Source organism: Pseudomonas sp. PDM26, from assembly GCF_019219185.1.
GTDB lineage: Bacteria > Pseudomonadota > Gammaproteobacteria > Pseudomonadales > Pseudomonadaceae > Aquipseudomonas.
In genome coordinates, this window is sequence record NZ_JAHUWC010000010.1 from 202,472 (window position 1) to 216,665 (window position 14,194).

10 protein-coding genes and 1 pseudogene are annotated in these 14,194 nt (G+C 60.2%); 2 read left to right on the top strand and 9 right to left on the bottom strand.

Annotated features, from left to right (window positions below):
• Positions 1 to 43: 43 nt before the first annotated feature.
• From hldE to msbA, 3 genes and pseudogenes are all read right to left on the bottom strand, one after another.
• Positions 44 to 1,465 carry a bifunctional D-glycero-beta-D-manno-heptose-7-phosphate kinase/D-glycero-beta-D-manno-heptose 1-phosphate adenylyltransferase HldE gene (gene hldE, locus KW849_RS20275; RefSeq protein ID WP_218431008.1) on the bottom strand — a complete coding sequence of 474 codons (1,422 nt, stop codon included), beginning with the start codon at positions 1,463 to 1,465 and terminating at the stop codon, positions 44 to 46.
• A 102-nt stretch (positions 1,466 to 1,567) separates the two neighbouring features.
• Positions 1,568 to 1,684 (bottom strand): annotated as a pseudogene (locus KW849_RS31455) (adenylyl-sulfate kinase); the annotation flags it as partial.
• Positions 1,685 to 1,783: 99 nt separating this feature from the next.
• Positions 1,784 to 3,586, bottom strand: coding sequence for a lipid A export permease/ATP-binding protein MsbA (msbA, locus tag KW849_RS20280; RefSeq protein WP_218431009.1), 1,803 nt, complete (start codon positions 3,584 to 3,586; stop codon positions 1,784 to 1,786).
• A 154-nt stretch (positions 3,587 to 3,740) separates the two neighbouring features.
• Between msbA and KW849_RS20285 the strand changes: the two genes are divergently transcribed.
• Together KW849_RS20285 and KW849_RS20290 are read left to right on the top strand one after the other, a co-directional pair.
• The gene (locus tag KW849_RS20285; RefSeq protein WP_218431010.1) at positions 3,741 to 5,603 is read left to right on the top strand and encodes a bifunctional O-antigen ligase/aminoglycoside phosphotransferase family protein; all 1,863 of its coding nucleotides are present in this window, start codon (positions 3,741 to 3,743) and stop codon (positions 5,601 to 5,603) included.
• Positions 5,603 to 6,826 carry an acyltransferase gene (locus KW849_RS20290; protein ID WP_218431011.1) on the top strand — a complete coding sequence of 408 codons (1,224 nt, stop codon included), beginning with the start codon at positions 5,603 to 5,605 and terminating at the stop codon, positions 6,824 to 6,826. Before KW849_RS20285 ends, KW849_RS20290 begins: the two co-directional genes overlap by 1 nt.
• A 69-nt stretch (positions 6,827 to 6,895) precedes the next feature.
• Here the strand turns inward: KW849_RS20290 and KW849_RS20295 are convergent, their stop codons facing one another.
• From KW849_RS20295 to KW849_RS20320, 6 genes are read right to left on the bottom strand one after another with little or no spacing between them, the layout of a single operon-like run.
• Complete coding sequence (locus KW849_RS20295; RefSeq protein ID WP_218431012.1) at positions 6,896 to 7,780, bottom strand: glycosyltransferase; 885 nt, start codon at positions 7,778 to 7,780, stop codon at positions 6,896 to 6,898.
• Positions 7,777 to 8,931, bottom strand: a complete 1,155-nt coding sequence (locus KW849_RS20300; protein ID WP_008016942.1) for a glycosyltransferase family 4 protein — start codon at positions 8,929 to 8,931, stop codon at positions 7,777 to 7,779. Before KW849_RS20300 ends, KW849_RS20295 begins: the two co-directional genes overlap by 4 nt.
• A complete protein-coding gene (locus KW849_RS20305) occupies positions 8,928 to 10,370 on the bottom strand; it encodes a PIG-L family deacetylase (RefSeq protein ID WP_218431013.1) in 1,443 nt (480 codons plus the stop codon). The genes KW849_RS20300 and KW849_RS20305 overlap by 4 nt, the downstream gene beginning before the upstream one ends.
• An 8-nt stretch (positions 10,371 to 10,378) precedes the next feature.
• Positions 10,379 to 11,275, bottom strand: a complete 897-nt coding sequence (locus tag KW849_RS20310; protein WP_218431014.1) for an antimicrobial resistance protein Mig-14 — start codon at positions 11,273 to 11,275, stop codon at positions 10,379 to 10,381.
• Entirely contained in the window at positions 11,275 to 12,405 is a 1,131-nt protein-coding gene (locus tag KW849_RS20315; protein ID WP_218431015.1) for a glycosyltransferase, read from the bottom strand. The genes KW849_RS20310 and KW849_RS20315 overlap by 1 nt, the downstream gene beginning before the upstream one ends.
• Complete coding sequence (locus KW849_RS20320) at positions 12,389 to 14,146, bottom strand: carbamoyltransferase (protein WP_218431016.1); 1,758 nt, start codon at positions 14,144 to 14,146, stop codon at positions 12,389 to 12,391. The genes KW849_RS20315 and KW849_RS20320 overlap by 17 nt, the downstream gene beginning before the upstream one ends.
• Positions 14,147 to 14,194 lie beyond the last annotated feature (48 nt).

Here is a 14,194-nt window from a genome sequence, read left to right on the forward strand (position 1 = left end):
CAGCGGGAGCAAGCTCCCTCGCCACAGCAAGCCCACGCCACAATCAAGACTTGCGGATCTTCTCGACAATCGCGGTGGTTGAGCTGTTTTCCACCAGCCCCAGCACTTTCACGGTGCCGCCGTAGGCCGTCACGATGTCCGCGCCGACCACCTGGTCGATCCCGTAGTCACCGCCCTTGACCAGCACATCCGGCTTGACCGCGCTCAGCAGGTTTTCCGGAGTGCCTTCCGGGAAACTGATGACCCAGTCCACCGCCCCCAGACCGGCCAGCACCGCCATGCGCCGGTCGACACTGTTGATCGGACGGCCCGGCCCTTTCAGGCGACTGACCGATGCATCGTCGTTTACCGCAACGATCAAACGATCGCCCTGGGCTCGCGCCTGCTCGAGGTAGGTCACATGACCGGCGTGCAGGATGTCGAAACAACCGTTGGTGAACACGATCCGCTCTTTGTGCGCGCGGGCATCGTCGACCGCCAGCAACAGTTGCTCAAGACCTAGCACACCGCGCTCGGAACCCTCCTCGCGCTGGATCGCACGACGCAGTTCCGGCGCACTGATGGCTGCCGTACCGAGTTTGCCGACCACGATACCGGCCGCCAGATTGGCCAGAGCCACCGCGTGAGGCAGTTCTTCGCCAGCGGCAATCGCGGCCGCCAGAGTGGAAATCACCGTATCGCCGGCACCGGTCACGTCGAACACTTCACGGGCACGGGCCGGCAAGTGCAGTGCCGGGTGATCCGGACGCAACAAGGTCATGCCGTGTTCGCCACGTGTCACCAGCAAGGCACCGAGGTCCAGATCGTGCATCAGCTGCGCGCCCTTGCTCACCAATTCGTGCTCATCGGCGCAACCACCGACGATGGTTTCGAATTCGTTGAGGTTTGGCGTGATCAGGCTCGCACCGCGGTAGATCGAGAAATCCTTGCCCTTGGGATCGGCCAGCACCGGAATGCCACGGGCACGGGCGGCCTGAATCAGCGCCTGATGGTTTTTCAGCGCGCCTTTGCCGTAGTCGGACAGCACCAGCACCTTGATGCCTTCGAGCAACTCATCGACCTGCGCAGCCAGCGCCAGCGCGTCAGTGGCGAAGGATTCTTCGAAGTCGATACGCAGCAATTGCTGGTGACGGCTCATCACCCGCAGCTTGACGATGGTCGGCTGGTGCGCGATGCGCTGGAAGATGGCCCGCACGCCAGCGCCCTTGAGGCTGTTGACCAGGCTGTTGGCGGCTTCATCGTCGCCGGTGACACCGACCAGCGAGGCCGGGGCCCCCAGGGCGGCAATGTTCAAGGCAACGTTGGCAGCACCGCCCGGGCGGTCTTCGATGTGATCGACCTTGACCACCGGCACCGGCGCCTCAGGAGAAATCCGTGAGGTACCACCATGCCAGTAACGGTCGAGCATGACATCGCCGACTACCAAGACAGGGGCTTGATCGAATCGCGGCATGGACAACTTCATGGTGCAACCCACATACAAAATGAACAGGGGCGCGATATTAGCACAGGGTTGGCGTCGGCTTGTGCGGTGGCTGCAAGCGGATGATTCGCGGGGCTTTTTTGCTCATTTTTTGAGCAGAAGATCCGCCAGACGACACGCATCGCTCATCCCCATCGCTTGCGCATCGATTTCGCACTCGGCATGCAGCGGCGCCTCGTAGGGACTGTCTATAGCGGTGAATCCTTGATCGGGCAAGAAACGTAAAGGTCTGGATACAATTCACCGGACGCGTTGCGCGTCGGGTGTGCGAAAGGGCGAGCCAGGCTCGCCCTTTCGGGGTCAGGCGATGTCTTCGGCCGGGGCGTCGAGGCCCATCGCGTTGAGGCGCGAGTAGTAGCCGTTTTGCGCCAGCAGTTGCTCATGGGTGCCGCGCTCGACGATTTTCCCTTGATCCATGACCAGGATCAGGTCGGCCTTCTCGATGGTCGACAGGCGGTGAGCGATCACCAGCGTGGTGCGACCTTTCATGACCTGATCCAGGGCGGCCTGAATATGCCGCTCGGACTCGGTATCGAGTGCCGAAGTCGCCTCGTCGAGAATCAGCAGTGGAGCATTCTTCAACAGTGCCCGGGCAATCGCCAGGCGCTGGCGCTGACCACCGGACAGCAGCACGCCGTTTTCCCCGACCTGGGTATCCAGGCCTTCAGGCAACTGAGCAATGAAGTCCATCGCGTAGGCATCTCTGGCCGCTTTTTCAATGTCTTCACGGGGGGCGCCAGCCAGGTCGCCATAAGCTATGTTGTTGGCCACGGTATCGCTGAACAGGGTCACGTGCTGAGTCACCTGGGCGATATGCCGACGCAGGTTCAACAGTTTGTACTGCTCCACTTCGACGCCATCGATGAGGATTTCGCCCTTGTCGTGGTGGTAGAAACGCGGAATCAAATTGGCCAGGGTCGACTTGCCGCTGCCCGAACGTCCCACCAGCGCCACCATTTGCCCGGGCTCGACCGAGAAACTGATGTCATTGAGCACCTGACGCTCGGTGTCAGGGTAGGTAAAGCTGAGGTTGCGCACGTCCAGGCGACCGCTGACGACGTCACGCTCGACGGTGCCGGTATCGACTTCAGGTTCGACATCCAGTTGCTCGAAGATACTTTCGGCACCGGCCACACCCTTCTGGATGGTCGAGCTGACTTCGGACAGCTGGCGAATCGGCTTGGGCAGCAGGCCGGCCAGGGTGATGTAGGCCACCATGTCGCCGGCTGACGCATCGCCACGCAGGAACAGTACCAGGAACATCAGCACGGCCATGGCGGTGTAGATCACCAATTGCAGCAGCGGCGTGTAGATGGCGCCGGTGCGGGTCATGCGCAATTGCTTGTCAGTGTTGCCCTGGCTGGCGTCGAAGAAGCGTTTTTCTTCATAGGCTTCACCGCCGAAGCTGCGCACCACGCGATAACCCTGGATAGTTTCGGACGCCACATGCGTCACGTCTCCCATGGCCAGCTGGATTTTTTTGCTCTGCTTGCGAAATTTCTTGCTGGCGGTGCGCACCATGATGGCGATCAGCGGCAGGATGGCGACCATGACCAGCGTCAGGCGCCAGTTCATGAACAACAGCGAGGCAAACAGAAAGATCACCGTCATGCCTTCACGAATTACGACCTTGATCGCATCCGTTGCCGCCCCCGTGACCATGGTCACGTTGAAGGTGATACGTGAAATCAGGTGCCCCGAGTTATGCTTGTCGAAATACCGGTTTGGCAACACCAGCAGATTGTTGAACAACTGCACCCGCAAGTCATGGACCAGGCCCAGGGAAACCTTGGCCAGGAAGTAGTTGCCCAGGTACGACCCCAACCCCTGCCAGGCAGCGATCAGGATGATCAACAACGGCACCGCCTGCAGCAGTTGCAGATCCCGCAGGTAGGGCACGCTTGGAAACAGCGCCGCTTCAGGGTTGGACAGACCGTCGACGAAGTACTTGAGGATGTAGCCCAGCATTGGCTGCGTCGAAGCGAAAATCAGAAAACCGACGATGCTGATCAGGAACAGACTGATGTACGGCCGGACATAGCCGAGCAGACGGAAGTAGATTTTCAAGCTCGATGGGCTTGCACTGAGACTGGAGTCGGTCATATCACGCGAATATCGATAAAAAGGACGCTGACTTTAGCACAGCTTCCCCAGGGTTCTGGCAATCGCATACAGTCTGTGTATTGTGGCGCGTCAGATAGCCACCAGATGCCCCTGCCTTGGTACGCTCGCTCAATTCAGGAATAAGTTACTCAGCATGCAATTAAACGCTTTGAACAGCACGTCCAATAGAATCTTCGACTTCATTTGCTTGTGGATCCTTCCGCTCGGTTATTTATTGCTGCTTTGTGCGCTGTTTTTCCTGCCAGGGCGCAGTGTGCATCACAAGCTTTACTATGGCCTGTTCAGCATTCCGGCACTGATTGCGCTGAGCCTGCGTCCGCGGCTCAGTAAAGAACTGCTGCACGAACCGATCGTCATTGCAGCCCTGCTGTTTGTGGCGTGGGCACTGCTCAGTCTGCGCTGGGGACCGGGCGGTGACATCGACTTCGGTCAGTTCAAACCCCCATTGCACACCCTGTTTCTGTTCGTCGGCTGCTACCTGCTGGTGCGCTATCGCAGCGAAATCATTCAGCCCCTGCTGTTCTGCGCCGCGATTGTGGCGCTGGTCGCCACTGTCTACAACCTGTACAGGTTCGGTCTGATCTACCAACCGCAAATGCGCCTGATCGGAGTAGGTGCGTTCGACAATCCATTGCTCAGCTCCCACGTTTTCGGCTTTTTCTGTACCTACTGGCTGAGCCTGAGCATGACCTGCAAGCGACGCCAGGTACTTTGGTTGAGCATACCGGCGATGGCGATCATGTTCGCATCCGTGCTGTCCACCGGATCAAGGACCCCACTGGTTGCACTGACATTGGCTGCGCTGTGGTTGTGTTTCATCTGCTGGAATCGACGCTCGGTCTTCATGCTTGGTTCCATGCTCATTGCAGGAACGGCGACGTTCGCGATGTTTGCGGACAAAATCTTCGAAAGAGGCAGCTCCTTCCGTATCGAGCTCTGGCAATTGTCCCTGGACAGGATCGCTGAACATCCATGGATCGGGCACGGCTACAACGCCGAACTGACCCTGGACCCAGGTGTCGGATACAGCCTGCAGGAACCCCATAGCTTTGCCCTGGGCGTGCTCTACTACGTCGGCATTATCGGTTTGCTGCCATGGCTGTTCTTCCTCGCGTGGAGCTTCATCAGCAGCCAGCGCCATCGCGTGCAACCACTGTTTATCATTGCCTCCGCCTGGCTGGCCTTCGGTATCGGCGCGGGCCTGACCGAAGGTGGCGGGATTATCTCTCGCCCCAAGGAGCACTGGTTCCTGCTGTGGATCCCGTTGGCACTGATTGCCGCGTTGAGCATCAATCAACGGGCCAGGCGCCTGCTGGACATGCCGATCAAGACCGCTACGCCAAGCGCCCTGCAACAGCTGACGGCCGAGGCCCGGGTCATCGAAGAAGATGGTTTGGGCCCCAAAGTCCTGCGCCTGACCGATGGCAGCTTTCTCAAGCTGTTCCGCCGTCGCCGCTGGTACACCTCGGGCAGTTTCACGCCCTACTCCGATCGTTTTGCCGTCAACAGCGTGCAACTGCGCAGCATGGGCATCCCGACACCGCACATCCTCGACCTTTACCGGTTCGAAGACGGCAGCACCGCTGTGCACTACTCTCCCTTGCCGGGCAACACGCTGCGCCAGATCCTGCAAGGCATCACCGCCCCGGCGGTGCGCCAGGCACTGGTGGAGCGCTTCGGTAAATTCATGGCCCAACTGCATCAGCAAGGGGTCTACTTTCGCTCCCTGCACCTGGGCAATGTGCTGGTGCTGGAGGACGGCGAGTTCGGCCTGATCGACCTGGCCGACCTGCGAATTTACCCTTCATCGTTGAGCCCTTCCCTGCGTCGGCGCAATCTGCGCCATATGCAGCGCTACGCATCAGATCGGCACTGGCTGTTCGAGGATCACTTCGAAGCGCTGCTGCAGGGATACGCCGCGGCGGCTTCGAAAGCCGATGTGGATAATTTGCACAGGCACGTGCTGGCCGGGAGTCCTCCAGCCCAGGCGCACTGATGATAGAAACCAACCCGTTTATCGCGATGACGGCCTACCTGCTCGCCATCGCGACCGCTGCGCTACTGTTGCACAGCGTGCCGAGATTCACCCGACAGCTGGAGCATTGCGGCGAAAGCCGCTTTGCCGGCATCGACGGCTTACGCGGGTATCTGGCCTTCGGCGTGTTCGTGCACCACTCGATCATTACCTGGATCTTTCTGCAAACCGGCGTGATCGATTTTCCGCCGAGCAACTTCTACTCGCAGCTCGGCCAGGGTAGCGTCGCCCTCTTTTTCATGATCACCAGCTTTCTGTTCTGGGACCGCTTGCTCACCCACGGGCGGCAACACGACTGGCTGGCATTTGCGGTATCGCGGCTGTTTCGCCTCTACCCGCTCTACCTGCCGCTGATGTTGACCGTATTTGTCTGTGTGTTCTATTTGCAGGACTGGGAACTCAAGGACTCCGGCACCCAGCTCATTGGCCAGACCCTGGCCTGGCTGGTCTTCGACCGGCCAGACGTCAACCAGCACCACCAGACCGGCATGCTGATCTCCAACGTCACCTGGACACTGGGGTACGAGGTGTTTTTCTACCTGGCCCTGCCACTGGCCGCCATGGTGTTCATTTATCGCGGAGGCTGGATGCAGACGGTGCTGTGCCTGATCGGCATCTACGCCCTGTACCAGGTGGTTGGCTGGGAACACTCGCTGAAGAAGCACTTGCTGGCCAGTTTCCTCGGCGGCATCGCTGCGGCGTACTGGGTTCGCCGTCCACAATGGGTCGCCTGGAGCCTGTCTCCGCTGGCGGGCATCATCGCCCTGCTCGCATTGGCGATCGCCTTTACGGTGTTCAACCGGGCATTCAACCTGGGAGCGCTGCTGCTGCTTTCACTGTTCTTTGTGATCGTGGCGTCCGGCAATACCTTGTTCGGCGCCCTGAGACCACGCAGCATTCGCTGGCTGGGGGAAATCAGCTACAGCACGTATTTGCTGCACGGCTTCGTGCTCTGGGTACTGGTGCAGCGACTGCCGCCGGTATTGCATCTTGACGCCCGGCAAGCCTGGGTCTTCCTGCCGTTGCTGGCTGTGTGCAGTTGCCTGCTGATCATCATCAGCAGCCTGACTTACCTGTACATCGAAAAGCCCGGTATCAATGCCGGCAAGAAAACCCTGCACTGGTTGCGCCAGAGCAGAACGCCGAGGAAAGAATTTTTGGAGGAGACAGCTCAACAAACTTGAGCAATCGTCGCGGCATATCGCCATCCAACATCCCGCACCACCCCGCACCCCTTGAGTCCAGCCTATGGCTCAGTCTTTCTCCAGCCGCGAGAAATACATCCGCCCCAGCCCGCGCCAGGTTTTCTTGTTCCAGGCCTTGAACGGAATCTGCGCCAGCAGCTCCCGCGCCAGCTTGCGATCACGGTTGGCGGTCTTGAGGAACATGGAGTTGAGAAATTTGTAGCGCACCTCGTCATACAGCGGGTGATCGCTGAAGAGCGCGTAGGTGCGCAGGATGCTGTCGATCATGAAGCGGTGGTTCTTGTAGGAGTTGGTGGCGTGCTTGCGATAGCGCGCCATCAACACATTCAGACCATCGATAAAGTAACCGGCATGGGTCACCTTCAGTTCAATCAGCAAGTCTTCCAGGCGAATGGTCGGGTCGAAACCGCCCACCTTCTCCAGTGCTTCGCGACGAATCATCAGCGTGGGTGCCGGTGGATAGGGCTTGCGCTCCAGGAACATGTCTTCGAAGTCCAGGCGACGAAATGGCACATCCCGGCGCTGGCGCTTCTCGGGGTAGAGATTTCCGTCGGCATCGATCAACTCGATGTTACCGGCGCAAATGCCGACTTCGGGTTTGCCGTCCATATGCGCGACCTGGGTGGCGATTCGCTCCGGCAACATGATGTCATCCGAACCGAACGGCACGATCAGGCTGCCCTTGGCCCGGGCAATCGCACCGTTGAGGGTGTTGGTCAGCCCCTGGTTTTCCTGCACCCGGAAATCGAAACCATGGATAACCTGCAGCGCTTTGATCCGCTCGACGCTGTCATCTTTCGAGCCATCGTCGACCACCAGCAACTCGATGTTCTGATAGGTCTGGTTGAGGACGCTGAGAATGCTTTCCTCGATGTAAGGGGCATGGTTATACGACGCGATGATGACTGTGACGATGGGTTGCGCGTCGTTCATGGCTGTTCCTTGCGGGCCTGTTCCAGGCCGGAGTCGATCAGATTGAGGTATTCGCGACGGAACTCCTCGATGTCATGGTGTTGCTGCAGATAACGGAAGGCCTGCTCGCCCTTGGCCTTTAGCTCGTCATCCGAAAGGCCAAGGTAAGTGTCCAGCGCCGCCTGCAGCGTCGGCACATCCTTCGGTGTAATCGCCAGGCCACCGGCCCCCTCGATGAGCGGCAGCATGGCCGGCACGTTCGAGGCAATCACCGGCAAATGCCCGCTCATGCCTTCAAGCAGCGCCAAGCCGAGGCCTTCGGCCAGGGAAGGCATGGTCCAGATATCGAAAGCGCGAATGTACTGCAGGGCAATTTCCTTGAACCCCAGCAAATGGGCGCGACCGCTGAGGCCGAGGCGGTCGATTTCCGCCGCCAGGCGCGACTCTTCGCGGCCGGCTCCGATGATCGCCAGCTGGGTATTCGGGTATTTGTCCTTGAGTGCCGCGAAGGCCTGCAGCAAATAGATATGGCCCTTGACCGGCACCAGTCGCCCCAACGCACCGATCAGCCGCACCGACGGATCGATGCCCAACATTTCACGGGCCTTTTCACGACTGTGTTGCAGACCTTCGGCCTGCTCGATGTCGATGGCATTGGTGATGGCGTAGGTATTCTGATCGGTGAAGCCGCAGTCACAGTCCAGCAGATACTGTTTCACCGCAGGCGACACGCCAACGAAGCGCCAGTGACGATCGATCAGGCGCTGGGTCTGGCGGCGCCGGTAAAATCGGTCGTACTCGCCAAAACCGTGGGAAATGCCGATGCACAAAGGCACTTTCAGCCAGCGGTTGAGCGCCAGCATCATGTTCACCGGCTTGAAGCGGTTGCAGATCACCACATCGAATTTTTCCCGACGGCAGAACTTGTATAGCTGCCACATGGCCCGCAGGCGCATGCCCTTGAGGGACTTGTCGGAAAATTCGAAGTACACCGAACGGTCAGCTCGACTCACCGCCTCGCCCGGCCCGGGTTTGCCGCGCAGAAACGCGGCGGTCACTTCATAGCGATCACTGGGCAGGGCCTTGACGATTTGCTCCGCGAGGTCGGCGAAATCATGGGCTTTGACGTTGTAGTCAGGCTGCAGTTGCAGGACCTTTGACCGCTGACTCATAACTCTCCCCGCTGAGAAACATTGCCTGGTGTGTGCTTGAGGGACCACAAAAGCTCGTGGCGCCGGACGGCCTTGCGAAAGAATTCGTTCTGGCCATAGGTGGGCGGCAAGCGGCCGGCCAACAACCGTTGGATCAACCGACGCAAGCGACGCTTGAACGGCATCGCCGGTTGCAGGTCGTGCATCATGCCCAATGCCATGGCCTTGTCTCGCTGCTGTTCCAGCGGCAAGGGCAGGCAATAAGGCTGCATCGGTCGGGCCGGATCGAAGGCCGGCGGCAAGGCGATGCCATCACCGGTATCGCCCATCGGCCAGCGGTCGTTGTCGTGCAGGTGGTTGGCATAGCCCAATAGCGTGGTCGGTTGCCAGTCCAGGCCTTGCAAGGCTTCGAGGACTGCCGCCTGGGCGCAGATATGATCGGGATGCGGATCCAGGGTCGCGTGCGGCAAGACGATGACCTCGGGCCGAGCCCGCAGCAGCAACGCTCGCAGATCCGCCAGCAGGTTGTTCCAGGTCGGCGCGCCATCGACATCGCCGGGCAGCGCGAAAGGATTCAACCGGCGGAACAGACGGGTGTCGCTCATATCCGCTTCCCTCGATCCCGCCGCCACCGCAGGCGCAGCCTGCATGCTCGGTAACTGCAGACAGAAGTAACCCAGCTGTACGCAATGAGCCTCTGGCACACCGGCCCAACGTGGCACGGCGATGCTGTCCCAGGTGCGCAGGCGGCCTTTCAAGCGGGCCGCATCGACCTTGTTCAGGCCCATCTGCCGATAGTGTTCGGCTTCGATTTCACCCGCCGTCAGCGTGACGATCCAGGTCTCGTCGGCCTGGCTGTACAAACCGTAGGCCGCCAATTCGGCGTCATCGGCGTGGGGGGCGATGACCATCACCCGCTGACGCCGGTAATCCGGATGCTCGAACGCCCACAGCACGGGCTCACCAAACACGCGACAGAAACGCCCGCGCAAGCGCAGGTCACCGCGGGACAGCGCCCGAGCCTGACCACTGAGATTGAGGTAACGCAGGCCGTTCACGCCCCGCTCGAAGGTTTGTCGGTCAGGGTTTTCGCCCCCCGCCAACTCGACCACCGGATCGAGAAAACGACCCAGCCAGGTGCTTTTCACCCGCAGGGCCAGCACCAGCGTCGCGTCGTCGACCAGCATCACGCCCTCGTCCAGCCGCAAATGTTCACCGCTCAGGTGCACCTTGGGCTGTGGCGTGTAGGGGGGAAAGCTGTACTGGTAGTCGTCTTTCGGCGAGTAGAACAGATGATCGGCAAACCAGGCTTCGTGGGCAATCCAGCCCAGAACCGCCAGCACCAGCGGCAACCACCAGGCCACCAGCACACCCATGACGATCAACAGCACCAGCGCAATCAACAGGCCGATACGTTTATTGCGCCGGTGGCGCTTGAGCAGTTGCTGTTTGCGGCTCATGGCTTGGCTCATACGGTGAAGACCGGCACAGGGTTGCACCAGCGATCCTTGTATTCACGGTCGGCGCGACCGAAGGAAAAGCGCAACGGTTTGTCCTGCGCCCGGGCATGCTCCCAGGCGCTTTGCGTGTTGAGAAAACTCAGTACGCTGCCTGGGCTGAACTCACGGGTTTGCGGATCGACCCCACCGTTGATGTACTCGACGCTGATCCACTGCGGGGTCTCGACGCGGTACACCAGTTGAATCGCAATCGGCGCATCGTTGAGGAAAATCACCGAACCGATCAGCAACTCGCGCAGCAACTCGATGACCTCGGCCATGCGTTCGGCACCCGTCGCCGGGAAGCCCCAGCGGCGCTGGAACAGGTCGCAATAAATCGCCGCCAGCTCAGCACTGGAAAATTCGGACATCGGCCGCACCACGCCACCGGCCTCTTCCAGCAAGCGCAATTCGCGGCGCTGGTTATAGCGAAATTTTTTCGACAGTTCTTCGGGTGTACGGGCCATGGCCAGTTGCTCGGTCTGCAACCTGATGCCAGTGAAACGGCCTTCGCTCAGCGCCGACAGATACCGCGCGCGATGGCGCAAAGGCACCTGGGCATCGGCAGCGGCGGGCAGGATGATCTCGGCGTTGCCAAGGTCGAACAGACCTTTTTTGCCGCGACGTTTGAGCACGTCCTTGGACAAGGCCAGGTCGCGCCCCCAGGTCGGGATCGCCGCCTTGACCTCGTCACCCTGGACCCAGGCCAGGTAGCGCACCGGAATCTCGGCCAGTTTCGCCAGCCGCTCGACCACCATCGGATGAGTGGCGACGCTGCCGCCATAACGCTGCCAGGTTTCGGCGTAAGTCGAGGCGTCGACTACCGCCCAGCCACGCTCGCGCCAGCCTTGAAATCGGTTGAGCATCAGCCCCTCGGTGCCAGTTCGGTAACGTGCGGCAAATGCCAGAAAGCATCGCGCACCGCGCGATCGGAGAAGCGTTCGCGCAAGCGCTCGAGCATTAACTCGGCACACTGTCGGCGTTGCTGATCATCCATGCCAGCCAGATGTTGCAGCCCTTGGGCCAGACGCTCGGCATCGCCCAACGGGAACAGGATGCCCACGCCTTCGACCACCTCTTTCGCTCCGCCGCACGCCGTTGCGAGCAAAGGTACACCAGCGGCCATGGCCTCCAGCAGCACCATGCCGAACGGTTCGTGATCGGAGCTCAGGACAAACACATCGAAGGCCCGGAAGTAGTTGCGCGCATCCGGTACCTGACCGAGAAACAGCACCCGGTCACCGATACCCAGCTCCCGGGCCTGAGCCTTGAGGTTTTCCTCCAGACGCCCCTTACCGAGAATCACCAGCTGACTGTTGGCCGGCAACCCCGGCAACGCCTCGGCAAAACCGTGCAACAGCGTGGCCTGGTCCTTGTCCGGATGCAGCCGTCCGACGTTGCCGACGATCCAGGCATCCGCCGCCAGCCCGAGGGTTTCCCGGGCCTCGCGAGCCGACACCTGCGTGGCTTGCAAAGCATCCACGTCGATACGGTTGTACAAGGTCTGGATCCGCGAGCCCGGCCACTTCGGCAGGCAATTGCGCATGTCGTCGCGCACGGCGTCGGACACACCGAGCAGACTCAAACGCTTGCGGAAAATATGCGCGAACAGTTTGCGGCTGCCACGCTTGTAATCGTCAAAAGCGTGATGCACGCCAATCACCGGCAACGACGTGCCGAGCAAGGCGATATAGATCGGCTTGAAGCGGTGGGCGATGCAGAAACTGAAGTTGCGCGACGCGGCGATCTTGCGCAGATCACCGATGGCACCCAGCTTCAGGCCACGAATGGCCTTGGAGCTGTACTCCATGAACAGCACTTCATCGCTAGCACAGCCCGCGGCGACTTCGGCATCGGCAACCCCGGTGAGAAACACCGTGGTCACTCGATAACCAGTCCCCGCGAACAGGCTGGCGTACTGCCGTGCGCAGTCCAGGAACGGCCCGTCATAGCCGTGGCAGAACTGCAGCACATGGCGTTCAGCCGAACGTGTCATAGGCGTTCGCGCCCTCTTTGACCACCAGGATGTCTTCCATGATCAGGTATTGCAGATCGGAGCCGAAGAACATGTTCAAGGCGTCGGTCGGCGAGCAGATCATCGGTTCGCCGCGACGGTTGAGCGAGGTGTTGAGCGACACGCCGTTGCCGGTGAGCACTTCCAGCGCTTTCATCATGTCGTAGTAGCGCGGGTTGTATTCGCGCTTGAGCACCTGGGCGCGGGAGGTGCCGTCTTCATGGACGACTTCCGGCACGCGGGTCTTCCACTCTTCCGCCACTTCAAAGGTGAAGGTCATGAACGGAGCCGGGTGATCGATCTTGATCATCTGCGGCGCCACGGTGTCGAGCATCGACGGGCAGAAAGGCCTCCAGCGCTCGCGGAACTTGATCTGGTGGTTGATCCGGTCAGCCACGCCCGCAATGCTCGGGCAACCGATGATCGAACGACCACCCAGTGCACGCGGACCGAACTCCATGCGGCCCTGGAACCAGGCCACCGGGTTGCCATCGACCATGATTTTGGCGATCTGTTCCGGCATGCTGTCGAGCTTGCGCCACGTCGGCTTGTCGGCGTGACGGGCGCACGCGGCGATCACGTCTTCGTTGCTGTACGACGGGCCGAGGTAGACGTGTTCCATCTTCTCGACCGGTACACCACGGGCGTGGGACACATAGGCTGCCGCGCCCACCGCGGTACCGGCGTCGCCGGAGGCAGGCTGAACAAACAGCTCCTTGACGTCGTCGCGGGCGATGATTTTCTGGTTGAGCTTGACGTTCAACGCACAGCCACCGGCGTAGGCCAGTTTGCCGGTTTCCTTGAGCACGTCGCCCAAGTAGTAGTCGATCATCTGCAGCGCAATTTTTTCGAATAGCGCTTGAATGCTCGCAGCGTAGTGGATGTAAGGCTCGTCGGCGATGTCGCCTTCGCGCTTGGGACCCAGCCACTCGATCAGCTTCGGTGAGAAGTAGTAACCCTTGCCCTTCTCTTTGTAACGACGCAGGCCGATAACGTTGGCGTAGTCGGTGTTGATCACCAGCTCGCCGTTTTCGAACGAAGCCAGGCGCGAGAAATCGTATTTGCTGGCATCGCCATACGGCGCCATGCCCATGACCTTGAACTCACCGTCGAGCATATCGAAACCGAGGAACTCGGTGATCGCGCCGTACAGGCCGCCGAGGGAGTCCGGATCGAAGAATTCCTTGATCTTGTGGATCTTGCCGTTTTGGCCGTAACCGAAGAAGGTCGTGGCGTACTCGCCCTTGCCGTCGATGCCTAGGATCGCGGTTTTCTCTTTGAAACCGGAGCAGTGATAAGCGCTGGAGGCGTGGGCCAGGTGGTGTTCGACCGGCTCGATCTTGATCTTCTTCGGATCAAAACCCAGTTGCTCCAGGCACCAGACGATCTTGTTGCGATAACGCTTGTAGCGACGGTTGCCCATCAGGATCGCGTCGAGGGCCCGGTCCGGGGCGTACCAGTAACGCTTGGCGTACTGCCAGCGAGCCTTGCCAAACAGGCTGATCGGTGCGAATGGAATCGCTACCACGTCAACGTCGGACGGCTTGATGCCAGCCTGTTCCAGGCAGAACTTCGCCGATTCGTAGGGCATGCGGTTCTTTGCATGTTTATCGCGTACGAAGCGCTCCTCTTCAGCCGCCGCGACCAGCTTGCCGTCGATGTACAGGGCTGCGGAAGGATCATGGCTAAGGGCGCCGGACAGGCCAAGAATCGTCAATGCCACAGGGGTCTAGCCTCTTTAGTCTGCATGCAGGCGCAAGCGCCTCAAAAA